The following is a 19393-nucleotide window of genomic DNA, read 5'->3' on the forward strand; positions in this document are numbered from 1 at the left end:
GCGCTCAGCGGCGGATGCGGGTCATCTTCGGGTCGAACAGAGGCTCGTCGGCGATGGTGGCGGGCACCTTCTCGCCGAAGTACTCGATGTGCACGCCGGTGCCGGGGAGCGGCCCGGCGGGAAGCCAGGCGTAGGCGACGCAGCGGCCGAGGGTGTAGGAGTACGCGGCGCTGGTGACGTATCCCGCCGGAAGCGGGGCGTCGCCGGTGTGGACGGGTTCCTTGCCGAGGACCACGGCCGCGGGGTCGTCGAGGACGAGCGGGGTGAGTCTGCGGGTGGGTTCGCGCGCGGCGAGGCGCCGCAGTGCCGCCTTGCCGACGAAGTCGTCCTTGTCCATACGGACCGCGAAGCCGAGGCCCGCCTCGAACGGGTGGTGCTCGTCGGTCATGTCGACGCCCCACGCGCGGTAGCCCTTCTCCAGGCGCAGGGAGTTGAACGCGGAGCGCCCGGCCGCGATCACGCCGTGCTCCCGTCCCGCCTCCCAGAGCGTGTCCCAGAGCCTGAGTCCCAGGTCGGCGGTGGTGTACAGCTCCCAGCCCAGCTCACCGACGTACGACAGCCGCAGAGCCGTCACCGGGACGTGTCCGATGTACGTCTCCTTCGCGCGGAAGTACCCGAAGCCCTCGTGGGAGAAGTCGTCGTGGGTGAGTGGCTGGACGAGGTCGCGGGCGCGCGGGCCCCAGACACCGATGCAGCAGGTGCCGGAGGTGATGTCCCGGACGTGCACGCCGTCGGGTGCGTGGCGCAGCAGCCAGTCCAGGTCGGCGGGGGAGTTGGCGCCGACCTGGAAGCGGTCGGGGCCGAGCCGGGCCACGGTGAGGTCGGAACGGATGCCTCCGGTGTCGTCGAGGAGGAGGGTGTAGGTGACGGCGCCGGGCTTCTTGCGGAGGTTGTTGGTGGTCATGCGGTCGAGGAAGGCGAGGGCTCCGGGGCCGGTGACCTCCAGGCGGCGCAGGGGGGTCATGTCGTAGAGGGCGACGCGCTCGCGGGTGGCCCGCGCCTCCGCGGCGGCGACGGGGGACCAGTAGCGGGCCGACCAGGGGTCGCGGCCGGGGAGCGGGTCGAGGGCGTCGACCAGCGGGGCGTTCGCCTCGTACCAGTGCGGGCGCTCCCAGCCGCCGCCCTCCAGGAAGAACGCCCCGAGCCGCTCCTGACGTGCGTGGAAGGGACTGACCCTGAGCGGGCGTGGCCGCTCCAACGGCTGAAGGGGGTGGATGACGTCGTACACCTCGACGAACTGCTGTGAACCGCGTTCACGGATGTACGACGGTGAACGCTGCGCCTCCTCGAAACGCGTGACGTCGCACTCGTGCACGTCCAGGGACGGCCGTCCGTTCACCATCCACTCGGCGACGGCCCGGGCGACTCCCGCGGAGTGGGTGACCCAGACCGCCTCGGCCAGCCAGAAGCCCCGCACCGTACGCGACTCACCGAGGACCGGCATGCCGTCCGGGGTGAAGGAGAAGACGCCGTTGAAACCCGACTCGACCTCGGTGCCGCGCAGGGCGGGCAGCAGGCGGCGGCAGTCCTCCCAGCTCGGCGCCCAGTCGTCGGCGGTGAAGGGGTAGGACGAGGGCATGTCCCTGCTCCGGGCCCGCGCCTCGTCGTACGGCGGGACCGTGAACGGGTCTACGGGCAGCGGCCGGTGGGCATACGAGCCGATGCCCATGCGGTCGGTGTGCTCGCGGAAGTAGAGGTCACGGTCCTGGAAGCGGAGGATCGGCATCGAGGCCTCGGCGGTGGCCCCGCTCAGCTCGGGCAGCGGTCCCGTCCTGGCGTACTGGTGGGCGAGGGGTTGCAGGGGCACGTCCACTCCGGCCATCCGGCCGATGACGGGGCCCCAGAAACCGGCGGCGGAGACGACGTGGTCGGCGGGGAAGGTGCCTCGGTCGGTGACTACGGCGGTGACTACGGCGGTGACGCGGCCGTGCTGGCGCTCGATGCCGGTGTTCTTGACGTCGGTGTTCTTGACGTCGGTGTCCTCGGGGTCGGTGTCCTCGGCGTCGGTGTCCTTGACGCCGGTGACCTTGATGTCGGTGACCGTGTGGCGGTCCAGGAAGCGGGCGCCTCGTGCGGTGGCGCGCTCCAGTTGGGCGCGGGAGGCGAGCAGGGCGCGGGCCAGTCCGTCGTCGGGGGTGTGGAAGCCGCCGAGGACGGCCGACTCGTCGAGCAGCGGCCACAGTTCCTTGCAGCGGGCCGGGCCGACCACCTCGCCGCGGACGCCCCAGGCCGCCGCCAGGCCTGCCCGGCGGTGCAGGTCGGCGAGGCGCTCGGGGGTGGTGGCCAGCTCCAGTCCGCCGACGGGCTCGAAGCAGGGGACCCCGTCGACCCGCAGTGCGCCGAACTTCTCCACCGTGTACTTGGCGAATTCCGTGAGCGTCTTCGAGGGGTTCGTCCGGAAGACGAGGCCGGGCGCGTGCGAGGTGGAGCCGCCTGGTGCGGGCAGCGGGCCCTGTTCGAGGACGGTGACGTCGGTCCAGCCGCGGGCGGTCAGTTCGTCGGCCAGGGAGCAGCCGACGATGCCTGCGCCGATGATGACCACGCGGGGGCCGCGCGGGCGGGTTTCGCGGGTTTCGGGGGCTGAGGTGCTTCTGGGGTTTGCCGTGCTTTCGGGGATTGCCGTGCTTTCGGGGATTGCCGTGCTCTCGGGGATTGCCGTGCTCTCGGGGGTGCGGGACATGCCCCTCCTTGGCTCATGGGCGGGTGGTGGGGATGTGCTGACGGGGGCGATGCGCTTGGAGGCGGGTCACGACCGGGCTCCTCTGCTGTTGCGCAGTGCACGATCGGTTGCGCGATGGGGAACATAGTGGGAATGCCCCCAAGCGGCCGTCAAGGGCCGTGAGTTAAGCCTCTGCAAAAGGAACGGGACGACCGAAACCTGTCGGACACACAGCGGCGCGGGACCAGGAGAACCCGGTCCCGCGCCATGCCTTCGTCGTGCTGCGGAGGTCGTCAGGTGCGGTATGCCCGCTGGCCCGTCAGTGGCCGCAGCGGGTCGGTCAGAAGCCGTAGCCCATACGGCGGGACAGTTCGGTGCCCGCCGCCACCGTGCGCTTGGCCAGCTCCGGCAGCCGGTCCGGGCTCATCCGGTACACCGGCCCCGACACGCTGATCGCCGCGACCACCTTGCCGTCGTGTGCGCGCACCGGGGCCGCCGCCGCGGCCAGGCCCAGCTCCAACTCCTCGACGGTGACCGCGTACCCCTGCTCGACGACGGTCTCCAACTCGCCGCGCAGCAGGGACGCGGCGGTGACCGTGCGCTCGGTGAGCCGCGGCAGCGAGCGGGCGAGCAGCCCTTCGCGCAGGGTGGTCGGCAGGTGCGCCAGCAGCACCTTTCCGCTGGCGGTGGCGTGCAGCGGGGTGCGTCTGCCGAGCCAGTTCTGCGCCGTCACGGAGGCGGTGCCGCGGGCCTGCATGATGTTGACCACCGCGTCGTCGTCCAGCACCGCGATGTTCGCCGTCTCGCCCAGCTCGTCGGCGAGTTCCCGGCAGACCGGGACACCCTCCTGCGAGATGTCCAGCCGCACCGCCGCCGCCCCCGCCAGCCGCAGCACCCCGGCCCCCAGGTAGTACTTGCCGCGGTCCTTCGCCTGGGATACCAGCCCACGGTTCTCCAGGACGCCGAGCAGCCGGAACGCCGTGGACTTGTGCACCTCCAGCTCATCGGCGATCTCGGTGACGCCCGCCTCGCCGTGCCGCGCGAGGATCTCCAGCACGCTCACCGCGCGGTCCACCGACTGGACGGCGCTGGCCCCGCCTCTGCCGTTCTGCTGCGCGGCACTCGCCGCCACGCTCTCCTCGACTCGGTCGGACTGCCTCCGCGTGCGGGCCATAGCTCGACTCTCACCACCTGACGGCCCTGTTTGGGCCGCATCTTCGGGAACCCCTTGACGTGACGGTCATCCCGCCCGGATTCTGTTGCGCATAGCGCTCGTCCATGCGCCATGTGAAACATCATGTTACCGAAGCGTCGGGCGCCCGGTAGGGGGCGGACCGTACTGGCCAACGACGGTCGGTACGCGCCGACATCTCGCATGCCCCGCTCTGCGCTGTCCCGCGCCGCACTGCCCTGCCCGGCACGTGTTCCGCCCTGTACTGCCTGCTCTGCCACCTCCGCACGCGCTCATCGCTGACTGCTCATCACCCATCACCCATCACCCATCACTCATCGCTGATCGCTGATCGCTCATCGACAAAAAAGAGGGGGGCCCGTGATTCCCGTCTGCCGCCTCGAAGACCTCCCCGAGGGTGAGTCCATCCGTATCGAGACCAGCCCGCCCATCGCCGTGTTCCATGCCGACGGCGAGTTGTACGCCATCGACGACACCTGCACCCACCAGGACGCCTCCCTCTCCGAGGGCTGGCTGGAAGGCTGTCTGGTCGAATGCCCCCTGCACGCCGCCTCATTCGACCTGCGCACCGGCCGTCCCACCTGCCTCCCGGCCCGCCGCCCCGTCCGCACCCACCGCGTCACCGTCGACGACGGCGTCATCCACGTCCATCAGACCGCGGAGGAGGGCACGGCCGCATGAGCATCAGGACCGTGACCATCGTCGGCGCCTCGCTCTCCGGCCTCTACGCCGCCCGGGAACTGCGCGCCCAGGGCTTCGACGGACGCCTGGTCATCGTCGGCGCCGAGAACCACCCTCCCTACGACCGCCCACCCCTCTCCAAGGACTTCCTCACCGGCCACACCGACGAGCCCCAGCTGGCCCTCACCGACGACGAGGAGACCACCGCTCTCGACGCCGAGTGGCTCCTCGGCGTCCGCGCCCAAGGCCTCGACACCCGCGCCCGCACCCTCCATCTCGACGACGGCCGCACGGTCCGCGCCGACGGCGTGGTCCTCGCGACCGGCGCCTCGGCCCGCCGCCTGCCCGGCGACCTCCTCACCGGCGTCCACACCCTGCGCACCCTCGACGACGCCCGCGCCCTGCGCACCGAACTCACCGCGGGCCCGCGCCGGATCGTCATCGTCGGCGGCGGCTTCGTCGGCGCCGAAACCGCCTCCTCATGCGCCACCCTGGGCCACACCGTCACCGTCATCGAGTCCTCCCCGCTCCCCCTTCTGCCCCAACTCGGCCCGGAACTGGCCGCCCTGTGCGCCACCCTCCACGGCCGCGGCGGCGTGGAACTGCTCACCGGCACCGGCGTGGCCGGTCTCCTGGGCCAGGGCGCCGTCACCGGCGTCGCCCTCGACGACGGCCGCGTCCTCCCCGCCGACGTCGTGATCACCGGCATCGGCGCCACCCCCAACACGGAGTGGCTGTCGGGCTCGACGCTCGCCGTGCGCGACGGCGTCCTGTGCGACGAAGGCTGTGTGACCGCGCTACCGCGGATCGTCGCCGTCGGCGATGTCGCACGGGTCGGCGGCCACCGCGCCGAACACTGGACCTCCGCGACGCAACAGCCCCGCGTCGCCGTGGCCAACCTACTCGCAGGGCGCACCGTCGAGACCATGCGATCGGTGCCCTATTTCTGGTCCGACCAGTACGGCACCCGCATCCAGTTCGCCGGTCGGCGCCAGGACGGCGACACCGTCCGCATCGCCGAGGGCGGCCTGGCCGACGACGGCGCACCGGCCGAGGACGGTCTCCTCGCCGTGTACGAACGGGACGGCCGGACCACCGCGGTCCTCGCCGTGAACCGTCCACGGCCGTTCACGCGAGCCCGTCGCGAACTGGCGCGCGCGGGGGAGCGGATGGCGTCGGCCGCCCTCTGACCGGCTGCCTGGGCTGGCGTGGGCTGGCCTGGCCTTGGGCTGCCCAGGGGCAGGTCGCCGTCTGGCTGGCTGTCCCCGAGGCTGGTTGCCTTGTGGACGGATGCCTTGTGGCTTGCTGGCTGGCGCGCCCGGCCGAAGTCCCCTGCGACCGTGTGCCGCTCAGCCGCTCAGCCGCTCAGCCGCTCAGCCGCTCAGCTCCTCAGCTCCTCAGCTCCTCAGCTCCTCAGCTCCTCAGCCCTCTCAGCCCTTCAGCCCTTCAGCCCTTCAGCCCTTCAGCCCTTCAGGCCTCTCAGCCCCTCAGGTCAGGGATGGGACAGCTGCCCGGTCCCCCCGGGCCGCCGTATCCGCTCCTGACCGCTCCCGGCGGCCTTCGCCTGCCGCCGCGCCCGGCGCCGCTCGCGTCGCAGGGCCCGCGCGGTGCTGCTGGGCATCGACACCACGCCGTTGCGCTGCTTCCAGACCTGGCGGGTCACCCAGACGTCGAGGACGCCCCAGGTCGCCACCACGGTGCTCGCCACACTGCTCAGCACCATCGGGAACGCCAGCCACGACCCGGCCAGGGTGCTCAGGAACGCCACCATCGCCTGCACCAGCGTCACCGCGACGATCAACACCGCCCGCACGGCCGCCGTACGCACCGGGTCGGGCAGCCGGTGCCGCCGCGCGGGCTCCTCCACCCACAAGGGCCGGTAATACGGCTGCTCCCGGGCTGCCGGTATGTCGCGATCCGGCGCCTCGGAGCCCTGCCGCGCCGACGGTCGCTCCGCCTCGCCCTGCTCGGGTGCCTCGTACCGCTCCGCCGTGCCCATCACCGTGTCACTCCCCACCGCCAGCAGACCCCTCGCCCGGGTCCGAAGACCCGACTCCCCTTGGCTGCCCGGCTTGCGCTGATTTACGCCGCCCGGGTGCAGGATGCGGCTCCTGTGGCCGATTCCGCCCCCATTTCCTGTACAGAACGACGAACGGCGCGCCCGGAAGATTCCCGGACACCGAAAAATTCTGGCCAAATGCCCATGTGCGCGACCCTCGTTCAACGCGAGGGCCCCGGGCGGTTGACGGGAGGCAATCTCCCGCAATGCCCTGACAACTCCGCATCTCTTGACTCGCGTGCGGAAGTTCGGCCTCCGGAAGAGTCTTCGAGTTCGCTGTGCGTCGGTAGTAGGCTCGCGCCGTTTGTTGACGCACATGCGTACCCCCTGCCGGTGGGGGGTCGAGCTGGGGGAGTCCATGCGCTTTCGCGGGAAGTCCATCCGCCGGAAGATCGTGGCGCTGCTTCTCGTGCCGTTGGTGTCCCTGACCGCGATCTGGGCCTTCGCCACGGTACTGACGGGGCGTGAGGCGGGTCGGCTGTTCAGCGTGTCGTCCCTCATAGAGGAGGTCGGCTACCCCACCGAGGACACCGTCCGTGTCCTCCAGCAGGAACGCCGCCAGACCCTCGCCCATCTCGCCGACCCCCGGGCCTCCGACGGCCTCGCCGCGCTCAAACGCAGCCGAGGCGCCACCGACCGCGCCATCTCCGAGATCCGGCGCAACGCCGCCGACCCCGATGTGCGCGACGCCCTCGGTCCCGGCACCGCCGACCGGCTGGCCGCCGTTCTGGACGCCTTCGACGGTCTCGACTCCCTGCGCCGCAGCGTCGAGGACGGCACGATCAACCGCGCCCAGGCCCTCGACCAGTACGACCTCCTCGTCGACCCCTGCTATGTCCTGCTCGCCAACCTCCACGCGGTGGACGACGTCGAGCTGGACAAGCAGTACCGCGCGCTCGTCAACCTGGCCCGCGCCCGGGAACTGCTGTCCCGCGAGGACGCCCTCCTCGGCTCCGCCCTGATCGTCGGCGAACTCTCCCGCTCGGAGATCCGCCAGGTGTCCGACCTCGCGGCCCAGCGCGACCTCCTCTACGACACCAACCTCCCGCTGCTGCCCTCCTCCGAACGCGGACGCTACGAACGCTTCTGGAAGAACGCCGACTCCGCCCCGCTGCGGGTGGCCGAGGAGGCCGCGATCGCCGCCGGGCCCGGCACGCCGAGCGGAGTCACCGCCAAGAGCTGGGACACCGCCGCGGGCCATGTCCTCGACGAGCTGAGCACCCTCGACGACGAGGCGAGCGACCGCTACCAGGACCGCGTCAGCCCCATCGCCACCGGCGTCATCGTCCAGGCCGTCTTCGCCGGTGCCCTGGGCCTGGTCGCCCTGCTGCTGACGGTGCTCGTGTCCGCCCGCATCGGCCGCGGCCTCATCCGCGACCTCAGGCAACTGCGTCTGGAGGCCCATGAGGCCTCCGGCGTCCGGCTGCCCAGCGTGATGCGCCGTCTCTCCGCGGGCGAACAGGTCGACGTGGAGACCGAGGTCCCGCGCCTGGAGTACGACCGCAACGAGATCGGCGAGGTCGGCCAGGCCCTCAACACCCTCCAGCGCGCCGCGGTCGAGGCCGCCGTCAAACAGGCCGAACTGCGCTCCGGCGTCTCCGAGGTCTTCGTCAACCTCGCCCGCCGCAACCAGGTCCTCCTGCACAAGCAGCTCACCCTGCTCGACACCATGGAACGCCGGACCGAGGACCCCGAGGAACTCGCCGACCTGTTCCGCCTCGACCACCTCACCACCCGGATGCGACGGCACGCCGAGGGCCTGGTGATCCTCTCCGGCGCCGCCCCGTCCCGGCAGTGGCGCAAACCGATCCAGCTCATGGACATCGTCCGCGCCGCCGTCGCCGAGGTCGAGGACTACGAACGCATCGAGGTCCGCCGACTGCCGCGCACCGCCGTCACCGGCCCGGCCGTCGCGGACCTCACCCATCTGGTGGCCGAACTCCTGGAGAACGCCACGGTGTTCTCCCCGCCGCACACCGCCGTCCAGGTCCTGGGCGACCGGGTCGCCAACGGCTTCACCCTGGAGATCCACGACCGTGGCCTCGGCATGACCGCCGACGCCCTGCTGGACGCCAACCTCCGGCTCGCCGAGACACCGGAGTTCGAACTCTCCGACACCGACCGGCTCGGCCTCTTCGTGGTCAGCCGCCTCGCCCAGCGGCAGAACGTCCGAGTCTCGCTGCAGACCTCCCCGTACGGCGGCACCACCGCCGTCGTCTTCATCCCCGACGCGCTGCTGACGGACGACGTGCCGGACACCAACGGCATCGGCTTCCGCCTCGACCGGCCCCGGCCGTCCCGCGAGGCCGAACTCGAGGAGAGCCGCAGAGCCGCGCTCTCGCAGGTGCCGGTGCGGGTCCCGGGCCTGCCCCCCTCGCTCCTGGACGGGCCGATCGAGCTGGAGGCCCCGGTCGACCTGGACGCCATCGACGACTTCCCCGGTGTGCTCGACGGCGAGGAGAGCGAACGCGGCGGACTGTTCCGCCCGCGCCGCTCGGGCTCCCCCGCTGACCACGGCACGATCGGACGCCGGGGCGAGCAGCATCCGCTGTCCGGCACCGGTAACCCCGACCCGGACACCGCGGACCTGGATGACCTGGACGGCGACCGCCTCACCGCCCCGGTCCAGTTGCCCCGCCGGCGGACACCCAAGCTGGTCAGCTCGCACGGCCGCCCCGTGTCCGAGCCCCGCCCCCGGCGCACGGACGCCGACCTGGACACCCCGGTCGGCCGCGGCCCGGACCGCCCGGAGGGGGACGAGCCCGCTCCGCTGCCCACGCGCCGCCGGGGCGCGTCCGCCATCGGCCGACGCACCAGCCCGTCCGACCGCCCGGACCGCCGTCCGCAACCGGCGGAACCCACCCCGGCCGAGACCACCGGACCCACGGCCCACGACCCCGGCGACTCGGCGAGGCCCCCGGCCGCCCCCGCACGAACCCGCGGCACCGCGCCTACGCCCCGCGGCTCCGCCACGGGACCCCAAGACGACCGCCGCCCCACGGCCGAGGGGCCAGGCGACGGCACAGGAGCACTGCCACGGCGCGTACGCCAGGCCAGCCTGGCGCCGCAACTCAAGCAGGAACCCAGGCCGCGCACCGAGGACCGGTCGGCACCGGAGGACCGGGACGCCGACGAGGTACGCAGCCGTATGGCCTCGCTCCAGCGCGGCTGGCAGCGCGGTCGGCAGGAGAACGCCGCGGGCGACGACGCCGACAGCGGCACAGCACCAAAAGGAACGACTAAGGGGGACGGTCGATGACCGCACCGAAGGAGACCGGCGACACCGCGACCACCAGGTCCGGTGAGCTGAACTGGCTCCTCGACGATCTGGTGGACCGCGTCGCGAGCATCCGCAAGGCCGTCGTGCTCTCCGGCGACGGACTGGCGACCGGGGTGTCCAAGGACCTCACCCGGGAGGACGGTGAACACCTGGCCGCGGTCGCCTCCGGATTCCACAGCCTGGCCAAGGGCGTGGGCCGCCACTTCGACGCCGGTGGCGTCCGGCAGACGATCGTCGAACTCGACGACGCCTTCCTCTTCGTCACGGCCGCGGGCGACGGCAGCTGTCTCGCCGTCCTCTCGGACGCGGACTCCGACGTCGGTCAGGTGGCCTACGAGATGACACTCCTGGTGAAGCGGGTCGGCCCGCATCTGAACGCCGCTCCGCGCACCGATCTGCCCTCGAGCGGGTAGTGGGATGGCATGAGCGCAGACGGTCAGGCAAGAAGCCACTGGTTCGACGACGACGCGGGACCGGTCGTCCGCCCCTACGCCATGACGCGCGGCCGCACCAGCCATGCGGCCCAGCACCGCCTCGACCTGATCGCGGTGGTCGTCACGGAACGTCTGGCGGACGACCCGGAGGAGGACCCGACGCTGTCCCCGGAACACATGGACATCGTCGACCTGTGCCGTGAGACTCCCCAGTCCGTCGCCGAACTCGCCTCCGAACTCGATCTGCCGATCGGGGTCGTGAGGGTCCTCATCGGGGACCTCGTCGACAGCGAGTTCGTCCATGTGACGCGTCCCGTGCCCCCCGCCGAACTGCCCGACGAGAGTATTCTGCGCGACGTGATCAACGGCCTCCGGGCGCTGTGAACAGCGCGGAAGCGGGGTGACGACGTGACTGGCTGGCAGTTCTGGGTCGACCGGGGCGGCACCTTCACCGATGTCGTCGCGCGCCGCCCCGACGGCCGTCTGCTGACCCACAAGCTCCTGTCCGACAACCCGGCGCGCTACTCCGACGCGGCGGTCGCCGGAGTCCACGCCCTGCTGGCGGGCTCCGGCGAACCCGTGGAGTCCGTGCGCATGGGCACCACGGTCGCCACCAACGCCCTCCTGGAGCGCAAGGGCGAACGGACCCTGCTGGTCATCACCCGCGGCTTCCGCGACGCCCTGCGCATCGCCTACCAGAACCGGCCCCGCATCTTCGCCCGCCACATCCAGCTCCCGGAGCTGCTGTACGAGCGGGTGATCGAGGTCGACGAGCGCATGGCCGCGGACGGCACCGTCCTGCGGCCCCCCGACCTCGAGGCCCTCGCGGGCCCGCTGCGCCAAGCGTACGACGACGGGATCCGCGCGGTCGCCGTCGTCTGCATGCACAGCCACCTCCACCCCGCCCACGAACACGCCGTCGGGGAACTGGCCGCCCGCACCGGCTTCCCGCAGATCTCGCTGTCCAGCGAGGTCAGCCCCCTGATGAAGCTCGTCCCGCGCGGGGACACCGCCGTCGTCGACGCCTACCTCTCGCCCGTGCTCCGCCGCTACGTCCAGCACGTCGGCGACCGGCTCGAGGGCGTACGGCTGATGTTCATGCAGTCCAACGGAGGCCTCGCCGAGGCCCGGCAGTTCCGCGGCAAGGACGCCATCCTGTCCGGGCCCGCGGGCGGCATCGTCGGCATGGCCCGCATGTCGCGGCTCGCCGGTTTCGACCGCGTCATCGGCTTCGACATGGGCGGCACCTCCACCGACGTCTCCCACTACGCGGGCGCCTACGAGCGTGTCTTCACCACCCAGATGGCCGGTGTCCGGCTGCGCGCCCCCATGCTGGACATCCACACCGTCGCGGCGGGCGGCGGCTCGGTGCTGCACTTCGACGGCTCCCGCTACCGCGTAGGGCCGGACTCGGCGGGCGCGGACCCGGGTCCCGCCTGCTACCGCGGCGGCGGACCGCTCGCCGTCACCGACGCCAATGTGATGCTGGGCCGCATCCAGCCCGCGCACTTCCCCCACGTCTTCGGCCCCGACGGCGACCAGCCCCTCGACGAGACGCTGGTCCGTGACCGCTTCGCCGCCCTCGCCCACGAGATCCGGGACCGCACCGGCGACGACCGCACCCCCGAACAGGTCGCCGAGGGCTACCTGGCCATCGCCGTCGCCAACATCGCCAACGCCGTCAAGCGGATCTCCGTGCAGAAGGGCCACGACGTCACCCGCTACGCCCTGACCACCTTCGGCGGGGCGGGCGGCCAGCACGCGTGCCGGGTCGCCGACTCCCTCGGCATCCGCACCGTCCTCGTGCCGCCCATGGCCGGGGTGCTCTCCGCCCTGGGCATCGGCCTCGCCGACACCACCGCCATGCGGGAGCAGTCCGTCGAGGCACCCCTGGAACCCGCCGCCATGCCGGACGTCCGGAAGACCGCCGACGACCTCGAGGCCGCCGCCCGCGCCGAACTCCGGGCCGAGGACGTCCCCGAGGACCGCGTCCGCGTCACCCGCCGCGCACAACTGCGCTACGACGGCACCGACACCGCCCTCACCGTCGAACTGACCGACCCCACCACGATGAGGCGCGCCTTCGAAGAACGTCATCGCGCCACGTACTCCTTCACACTGGACCGCCCGATCGTCGTCGAAGCCCTCTCCGTCGAAGCCACCGGCATCACCGAACCCCCCGATCTCTCCGCCCTCGCCCCCTACGAAGGCCGCTCCCACCCCCCGCGGACCGTCCGCCTCCACACCGGCGGTGCCTGGCGCGACGTCCCCCTGCACCGCCGGACGGACCTGCCGCCCGGCCGGACGGTCCACGGACCCGCGATCATCACGGAGGCCAGTGCGACCACCGTCGTCGACGACGGCTGGCAGGCCGCCGCGACCGACCACGGGCATCTGGTCATGGAACGCACGGCGATTACACAGAGTTCCGAACTCGGCACGGAAGTCGACCCGGTTCTGCTGGAGGTCTTCAACAACCTGTTCATGTCCATCGCCGAACAGATGGGCGCCCGGCTGGAGTCCACGGCCCAGTCCGTCAACATCAAGGAGCGCCTGGACTTCTCCTGCGCCCTGTTCGACCCCGACGGGAACCTGGTGGCCAACGCCCCGCACATCCCCGTCCACCTCGGCTCGATGGGCACCAGCGTCAAGGAGGTCATCCACCGTCGCGGCTCCCGGATGCGCCCCGGCGACACCTACGCCGTCAACGACCCCTACCACGGCGGCACTCACCTGCCCGACGTCACCGTCATCACCCCGGTCTTCGACACCCGGCCCGACCGGGACACCGGGGCGACGCAGCGTGACCGCATCCTGTTCTACGTCGCCTCCCGCGGCCACCACGCCGAGATCGGCGGCATCGCCCCGGGCTCGATGCCCGCGGACAGCCGGACCATCGAGGAGGAGGGCATCCTCTTCGACAACTGGCTGCTCGCCGAGAACGGCCGCTTCCGCGAGCAGGAGACCCTGCGCCTGCTGACCGAGGCCACGCACCCGTCCCGCAACCCCCGCACCAACCTCGCCGACCTCCGCGCCCAGATCGCCGCCAACCAGAGGGGCGTCGACGAAGTCGCCCGCATGATCGAGGACTTCGGCCTCGACGTCGTACAGGCGTACATGCGGCACGTGCAGGACAACGCGGAGGAGGCGGTACGACGGGTGATCGACGCCCTCGACGACGGCGCCTACTCCTACGAGACCGACTCCGGCGCCGTCATCCGGGTACGCGTGCGCGTGGACCGCGAGAACCGGTCCGCCACCATCGACTTCACCGGCACCTCACCCCAGCTGGACAGCAACTTCAACGCCCCCTACGCGGTGGTGAACGCCGCCGTCCTCTACGTCTTCCGCACCCTCGTCGCCGATGACATCCCGCTCAACGACGGCTGCCTGCGCCCCCTGCGCATCATCGTGCCGCCCGGCTCCATGCTGGCGCCCGAACCGCCCGCCGCCGTGGTCGCGGGCAACGTGGAGACCTCCCAGGCGATCACCGGCGCGCTCTACGCGGCGCTCGGCGCGCAGGCCGAGGGCTCCGGCACCATGAACAACGTCACCTTCGGCAACGCACGCCACCAGTACTACGAGACCGTCGCCTCCGGCTCCGGCGCGGGCGACGGCTTCCCCGGCGCGAGCGTCGTACAGACCCATATGACCAACTCGCGGCTGACCGACCCCGAAGTCCTGGAGTGGCGGCTGCCCGTCCGGCTGGACGAGTTCGCGGTACGGCGCGGCAGCGGCGGCGCCGGACGCGACCGGGGCGGGGACGGCGCGGTGCGCCGCATCCGGTTCCTGGAGCCGATGACCGTCTCCACGCTCTCCCAGCACCGCCGCGTCCCGCCGTACGGCATGGCGGGCGGCGCACCCGGCGCCCTGGGCACCAACCGGGTGGAGCGCGCGGACGGCACGGTCACCGCACTCGGCGGCAGCGACACCACGGACGTCGCCCCCGACGACGTACTCGTCATCGAAACCCCCGGCGGCGGAGGCTACGGCCCACCGCCGGACGACCCTCGGCAAGCAGGAGAAGACACCGATGATCCTCGGGCGCTCTGAGCGCGGCACACCCCCCGTCGAGCCCGTCACGCTCAAGATCCTGGTGGCCGGCGGCTTCGGCGTGGGCAAGACCACCCTCGTCGGCGCGGTCAGCGAGATCAGACCGCTGCGGACCGAGGAACTGCTCACCGAGGCGGGCCGCCCGGTCGACGACCTCAGCGGCGTGGAGGCCAAGCACACCACCACCGTGGCCATGGACTTCGGCCGCATCACCCTGCGCGAGGACCTGACGCTGTACCTCTTCGGCACCCCCGGGCAGGAACGCTTCTGGTTCATGTGGGACGAACTGTCCGAGGGAGCCCTCGGCGCCGTCGTCCTCGTCGACACCCGCCGCCTGGAGGACTGCTTCGCCGCCGTCGACTACTTCGAGCGGCGCTCCATCCCCTTCCTCATCGCCGTCAACTGCTTCGACGGGGCCGCCCGTTACCCCGCCGACCAGGTCCGCGCGGCCCTCGACCTCGACGACCAGGTACCGCTGCTCATGTGCGACGCCCGCGACAGACGGTCGGTCAAGGACGTCCTCATCGGCGTCGTCGAGCACGCGATGTCACAGCCGGCGGACCGCCGCCACGCCATCACCATGTGACGCGGGCACACCCGTATGGCCCGTACCCCCGCCGACCGGGGTACGGGCCACACTCCTCGGATGCCCCCGTCTCCAGCGCGCACGCGCGCGTGGGCGCCTAGTTGTCGCCGTCCTCCAGCCAGCCGAAGCTCTTTTCCACCGCTCGGCGCCAGTTGCGGTACTCACGCTCGCGTACCGGCGCCTCCATCGCCGGAGTCCACTCGGCGTCCTTCTGCCAGTGCGCCTTGAGTTCGTCGAGGTCGTTCCAGACGCCGGTGGCGAGCCCGGCCGCGTAGGCGGCGCCCAGGCAGGTCGTCTCGGACACGCGCGGGCGGATCACCGGCACGTCCAGCACATCCGCCTGATGCTGCATGAGCAGGTTGTTCTTCGTCATGCCGCCGTCGACCTTCAGGGACGTGATCCGCACCCCGGAGTCCTGGTACATGGCGTCCACGACCTCACGCGTCTGCCAGCTGGTCGCCTCCAGCACCGCCCGCGCGAGATGCGCCTTCGTCACGTACCGGGTGAGGCCGGTGATGACACCGCGCGCGTCGGAGCGCCAGTAGGGCGCGAAGAGACCCGAGAAGGCGGGAACGATGTACGACCCACCGTTGTCCTCGACGCTCGCCGCCAGGGTCTCTATCTCATCGGCCGTACGGATGATGCCGAGCTGGTCACGGAACCACTGCACCAGCGCGCCCGTGATCGCGATCGCCCCCTCCAGGCAGTACACGGGCGCCTCGCCGCCGATCTTGTAGCCCATGGTGGTCAGCAGCCCGCTTTTCGACGGCACCGGCCTGCTGCCCGTGTTCAGCAGCAGGAAGCTCCCGGTGCCGTAGGTGTTCTTCGCCGTGCCCACGTCATAGCAGGCCTGGCCGAACACGGCCGCCTGCTGGTCGCCCAGCGCGGAGGCGACCGGCACCCCGGCGAGCTGCCCCACGGCCGTGCCGTACACCTCCGCGGACGACCTGATCTCGGGCAGCACCGCCTCCGGCACGTTCATCGCGGCCAGGATGGACGGATCCCACTGGAGGGTCTCCAGGTTCATCAGCATGGTGCGCCCGGCGTTGGTGACGTCGGTGACGTGCCGCCCGCCTTCGGTGCCACCGGTGAGGTTCCAGATGAGCCAGGAGTCGATGGTGCCGAAGGCGATCTCGCCGCGTTCCGCGCGGGCCCTGAGCCCGGGCACGTGGTCGAGCAGCCAGGCCGCCTTGGGGCCGGAGAAGTAGCTGGCCAGCGGGAGACCGGTCGCCTCGCGGAAGCGGTCCTGGCCGTCCGTGCCGCCCAGTTCGCGGCACAGCGCGGCGGTGCGCGTGTCCTGCCACACGATCGCGTTGTGCACCGGCTTGCCGGTCGCCCGGTCCCACAGGACCGTCGTCTCGCGCTGGTTGGTGATGCCGAGCGCGCTGAGCTGCCCGGCGCGCAGCCCGGCCTTGGCGACGGCCCCGGCGACCACCGCCTGCACCTTGGACCAGATCTCGGTGGCGTCGTGCTCCACCCAGCCGGGCTTGGGGAAGATCTGGCGGTGTTCGCGCTGGTCGACGGCGACGATCGCGCCGTTGTGGTCGAAGATGATGCAGCGGCTCGAGGTGGTGCCCTGGTCGATCGCGGCGACGTACGTCTCGGCGTGGTCCGTCATGGCTACCCCTTGGGCTGAGTGGTCTCAGAAGGCTGCGTTGTAGATGAGCCCGGCCAGTCCTCCGCCGATCAGCGGCCCGACGACGGGGACCCAGGCGTAGCCCCAGTCGGAAGTGCCCTTGTTCGGGATCGGCAGGAACGTGTGCACGATGCGTGGGCCGAGGTCGCGCGCCGGGTTGATCGCATAGCCGGTCGGCCCGCCGAGGGAGAGCCCGATGCCGACGACCAGCAGGGCGACGATCAGCACGAGGACGCCGGACTCGCCGAGTCCCGTGGTCAGCCCGAAGGCGAGGATGGGCAGAACGAGCGCGATCGTCGCGATGATCTCCGTCATCAGGTTGGCGACCGGACTGCGGATCTCCGGAATGGTGGAGAAGATGCCGAGCGTCGGGGTCGGTTCCTCGGCGGTGCCCTCCGTCGTCCCCGTTTCGCGGATGTTGGCCTGGAACTGCGCGAAGTACACGAGATAGGCGAGTACGGCGCCCAGCATCGCGCCGATCATCTGCCCCAGCAGATACAGCCCGACCTTGTCCCACTCGCCGGTGTCCACGGCGATGCCGAGGGTAACGGCCGGGTTGAGCTGCCCGCCGGACAGCGGAGCGGCGGTGTAGGCGCCCGCCATCACGCCGAACCCCCAGCCGAACGCGATCACGATCCAGCCGGAGGCTCTGGCCTTGGAGTATCTGAGAGTGACTGCGGCGCAGACTCCGGCGCCGAAGAGGATCAGGATGGCGGTACCGATGATCTCGCCGACGACGATGTCTGCGTTGCTCATGGCGGCTCCTAGCGCCGGACCCGGGTGATCGACCCCGGTCCTGAAGTGCGGGGGTGGTTTCCCGTTGTTCCCATTGCTCGCGTGACGAATCGACCGAGGCCAGGGCGGGTCCCGCCCAGCCCGGGCATCCGCGACGAGCGTGTCGCCGTGGCCGAATCGCCTCGTGGGGGAGTGAACGCGGTTCAAGAGCCCATGCGGCGGAGTGCCGGAATCCGCCAGGAATGTACGGCGATGTCGGCCGACACCGGGAAGTGTTCACCGGCGGTCAGGGGTCGTCAAGGTCGCCGACGGCAACCGTTGCGCGGATCGCCCGGGCGGCAGTCCCTCAGCCCAGTCCCGGTTCGGCCACCGCGCACCCCGCCCCGCTCGGCGCCTGTTCCGCGCCCCGGCGGATCACATGCCCGGGAAGACCGGCCCGGCCCAGCACCCAGCTGGCCCCGCTGAGCGACTTGGCGGCCTTCTTCAGCGGCGCCAGACAGGCGGCCGCCTCCCGGTGGTCCGTCACACTGCCCGGCGGACACACCACCGTGGCCAGGGACAACGTCACCGTCCGCCCACCCGCCCGCCACGGCGTGTCCAGCACATACGCGGCCAGCGGATCCAGCCACTCCGGATCCGCCAGCACCAGGAAGTCGTCCCCGCCGATGTGCCCGACACGCGTGTTCCCCGACGCCGCCGACTGCAGCGCCCGGCCCACGGACCGGATCAGCTCGTCACCCGCGGCGAACCCGGCCCCGTCGTTGACCTGCTTGAAGTGGTCCACGTCGAGCCAGCTCAGCGCGAACGCCCGGCCCTCCGTGATCCGCCGGTCGACCTCCCCGGTGATCGCGTCCGACCCGGGCAGCCGCGTCAGCGGATTCAGCCCGGCCGCCTCCTCCACCCGCGATTCGGCCAGCGCCCGCAACAGATCCGCGAGCCGTACGACGCCCAGGCACCGCCCGTACCCGTCCACCACGGCCACATCGTCCGACGCCCGGTCCCGCTCACCGTCCGCCACCACGTCCAGCACCTCCCACGCGGTCGCGCCGATGCCCACCGTCCGGGGCGGATCGCCCAGCTTGACGGCGGGACGGTCGGCGTACAACGCGTGGCCGTAGCGACCCGACATCGACAGCAGGAAGCGCGACCGGTGCACCGACCGCACCGGGACTCCCGCGCGGTCCACGAGCAGCACCCCGGAGACCTCCGGCGACCCGGTCAGCAGCGCCCGCACCTGCCCCGCCGACGCGGTGACGGGCAGCAGCGCGGCGGGCCGCAGGAACTGCCGCACCGACGGGCCGGGCCCTGGCGCCGCCGCCCCGCCACCGGTGGCACGCGGCGGCACGTACACCTCCGCGACGGGCAGCCGCGCCGGAGGCGCGAACAGCTCGCCCTGAGCCAGTTGCGCCCCGGCCGACACGGCCGCCGCGCACTGCGTCTCGGTCTCCACGCCCTCGGCCACGACCAACGCCCCCAGCTCGTCCGCCAGGGTCCGCATCGCCCGCGCCGCCGCGGGCCGGGCCAGCAGTGACGCGTCGAGTTTCACCAGGTCCGGGGCGATGTCCGTGAGCAGCCGCAGCGGCAGATCGCCGTCCCCGACGCCGTCCGCGCTGATCCGGAACCCCTGCCCGCGCAGCCCCGCCACCGCGTCCAGAAAGGCCCGCTGCGGCACATGGGTGTACGGCGGGCAGATGTCCACCGTCACCTCCCAGGGCAGCCGCCCCGCCGCCCGTACGGCGTCGTGCAGCAGGCCCAGCCCGCCGAGGTCGGCGAGGGTACCCGCGAACACGTTGACGTGCAGCGGCAGCAGGGTCTCCTTGCGCACCGCCGCGCGGACCGCCAGCACTGCCAGCCGCCCGTCGAGTTCCGGGTCCCGACGGGCCTCGGCCAGGATGTCGCCGGTCTCCGGGCGGGCGAGGATCTCCAGCGCCGTGATCCCCCCGGTGGTCAGATTGACCACCGGTTGGAAGGCGAAGCGGAGCGTGTCCGACCACGAGCGCACGGGAGCATGATGGCGCCGCCTGAGGACGCCCAAGCCCAGTTCATGAGACGTTCACGCAGGATTCCGGGCCGATCAC

General features: G+C 71.8%; 13 protein-coding genes. 7 read left to right on the forward strand and 6 right to left on the reverse strand.

The features are described 5' to 3' along the window. Positions 1 to 4 precede the first annotated feature (4 nt). Together ACFVQG_RS24040 and ACFVQG_RS24045 are read right to left on the reverse strand one after the other, a co-directional pair. Positions 5 to 2680, reverse strand: a complete 2676-nt coding sequence (locus ACFVQG_RS24040) for an FAD-dependent oxidoreductase (RefSeq protein ID WP_383386961.1) — start codon at positions 2678 to 2680, stop codon at positions 5 to 7. A gap of 319 nt (positions 2681 to 2999) precedes the next feature. After that, the gene (locus ACFVQG_RS24045; protein WP_383386964.1) at positions 3000 to 3833 is read right to left on the reverse strand and encodes an IclR family transcriptional regulator; all 834 of its coding nucleotides are present in this window, start codon (positions 3831 to 3833) and stop codon (positions 3000 to 3002) included. A gap of 378 nt (positions 3834 to 4211) precedes the next feature. Between ACFVQG_RS24045 and ACFVQG_RS24050 the strand changes: the two genes are divergently transcribed. Together ACFVQG_RS24050 and ACFVQG_RS24055 are read left to right on the forward strand one after the other, a co-directional pair. Further along, the gene (locus tag ACFVQG_RS24050; RefSeq protein WP_383386967.1) at positions 4212 to 4532 is read left to right on the forward strand and encodes a bifunctional 3-phenylpropionate/cinnamic acid dioxygenase ferredoxin subunit; all 321 of its coding nucleotides are present in this window, start codon (positions 4212 to 4214) and stop codon (positions 4530 to 4532) included. A 2-nt stretch (positions 4533 to 4534) separates the two neighbouring features. Further along, complete coding sequence (locus ACFVQG_RS24055) at positions 4535 to 5722, forward strand: NAD(P)/FAD-dependent oxidoreductase (protein ID WP_383387097.1); 1188 nt, start codon at positions 4535 to 4537, stop codon at positions 5720 to 5722. 302 nt (positions 5723 to 6024) lie between these two features. Here the strand turns inward: ACFVQG_RS24055 and ACFVQG_RS24060 are convergent, their stop codons facing one another. Next, positions 6025 to 6531, reverse strand: coding sequence for a hypothetical protein (locus ACFVQG_RS24060; RefSeq protein ID WP_383387100.1), 507 nt, complete (start codon positions 6529 to 6531; stop codon positions 6025 to 6027). Positions 6532 to 6949: 418 nt separating this feature from the next. Here ACFVQG_RS24060 and ACFVQG_RS24065 point away from each other — a divergent pair, with 418 nt between their 5' ends. The 5 genes from ACFVQG_RS24065 to ACFVQG_RS24085 are packed head-to-tail and all read left to right on the forward strand — an operon-like array spanning position 6950 to position 14944. Next, on the forward strand, positions 6950 to 9850 hold the full coding sequence (locus ACFVQG_RS24065) for a nitrate- and nitrite sensing domain-containing protein (protein WP_383386970.1): 2901 nt from the start codon (positions 6950 to 6952) through the stop codon (positions 9848 to 9850). Then, positions 9847 to 10284, forward strand: a complete 438-nt coding sequence (locus ACFVQG_RS24070; protein ID WP_383386973.1) for a roadblock/LC7 domain-containing protein — start codon at positions 9847 to 9849, stop codon at positions 10282 to 10284. Before ACFVQG_RS24065 ends, ACFVQG_RS24070 begins: the two co-directional genes overlap by 4 nt. A gap of 9 nt (positions 10285 to 10293) precedes the next feature. After that, the gene (locus tag ACFVQG_RS24075) at positions 10294 to 10689 is read left to right on the forward strand and encodes a DUF742 domain-containing protein (RefSeq protein WP_383386976.1); all 396 of its coding nucleotides are present in this window, start codon (positions 10294 to 10296) and stop codon (positions 10687 to 10689) included. A 24-nt stretch (positions 10690 to 10713) separates the two neighbouring features. Beyond that, entirely contained in the window at positions 10714 to 14358 is a 3645-nt protein-coding gene (locus tag ACFVQG_RS24080; protein ID WP_383386979.1) for a hydantoinase B/oxoprolinase family protein, read from the forward strand. Beyond that, entirely contained in the window at positions 14339 to 14944 is a 606-nt protein-coding gene (locus ACFVQG_RS24085; RefSeq protein WP_383386982.1) for an ATP/GTP-binding protein, read from the forward strand. Before ACFVQG_RS24080 ends, ACFVQG_RS24085 begins: the two co-directional genes overlap by 20 nt. Before the next feature lie 97 nt (positions 14945 to 15041). Here the strand turns inward: ACFVQG_RS24085 and glpK are convergent, their stop codons facing one another. From glpK to ACFVQG_RS24100, 3 genes are all read right to left on the reverse strand, one after another. Beyond that, positions 15042 to 16562, reverse strand: coding sequence for a glycerol kinase GlpK (gene glpK / locus ACFVQG_RS24090; protein ID WP_383386985.1), 1521 nt, complete (start codon positions 16560 to 16562; stop codon positions 15042 to 15044). 24 nt (positions 16563 to 16586) lie between these two features. Continuing rightward, a complete protein-coding gene (locus ACFVQG_RS24095; RefSeq protein WP_383386987.1) occupies positions 16587 to 17336 on the reverse strand; it encodes an MIP/aquaporin family protein in 750 nt (249 codons plus the stop codon). A gap of 325 nt (positions 17337 to 17661) precedes the next feature. After that, the gene (locus ACFVQG_RS24100) at positions 17662 to 19317 is read right to left on the reverse strand and encodes an EAL domain-containing protein (RefSeq protein ID WP_383386990.1); all 1656 of its coding nucleotides are present in this window, start codon (positions 19315 to 19317) and stop codon (positions 17662 to 17664) included. Positions 19318 to 19393 lie beyond the last annotated feature (76 nt).

Origin of the sequence: Streptomyces sp. NPDC057877 (genome assembly GCF_042796855.1) — a bacterium.
In the GTDB taxonomy this organism is placed as follows: Bacteria; Actinomycetota; Actinomycetes; order Streptomycetales; family Streptomycetaceae; genus Streptomyces.

Coding starts and splice junctions, on each gene's coding strand:
- ACFVQG_RS24070 (WP_383386973.1), top strand. CDS start 9,847: ATGACCGCACCGAAGGAGACCGGCGACACCGCGACCACCAGGTCCGGT.
- ACFVQG_RS24075 (WP_383386976.1), top strand. CDS start 10,294: ATGAGCGCAGACGGTCAGGCAAGAAGCCACTGGTTCGACGACGACGCG.
- ACFVQG_RS24095 (WP_383386987.1), bottom strand. CDS start 17,336: ATGAGCAACGCAGACATCGTCGTCGGCGAGATCATCGGTACCGCCATC.
- ACFVQG_RS24085 (WP_383386982.1), top strand. CDS start 14,339: ATGATCCTCGGGCGCTCTGAGCGCGGCACACCCCCCGTCGAGCCCGTC.
- ACFVQG_RS24060 (WP_383387100.1), bottom strand. CDS start 6,531: ATGGGCACGGCGGAGCGGTACGAGGCACCCGAGCAGGGCGAGGCGGAG.
- ACFVQG_RS24065 (WP_383386970.1), top strand. CDS start 6,950: ATGCGCTTTCGCGGGAAGTCCATCCGCCGGAAGATCGTGGCGCTGCTT.
- ACFVQG_RS24040 (WP_383386961.1), bottom strand. CDS start 2,680: ATGTCCCGCACCCCCGAGAGCACGGCAATCCCCGAGAGCACGGCAATC.
- glpK (WP_383386985.1), bottom strand. CDS start 16,562: ATGACGGACCACGCCGAGACGTACGTCGCCGCGATCGACCAGGGCACC.
- ACFVQG_RS24045 (WP_383386964.1), bottom strand. CDS start 3,833: ATGGCCCGCACGCGGAGGCAGTCCGACCGAGTCGAGGAGAGCGTGGCG.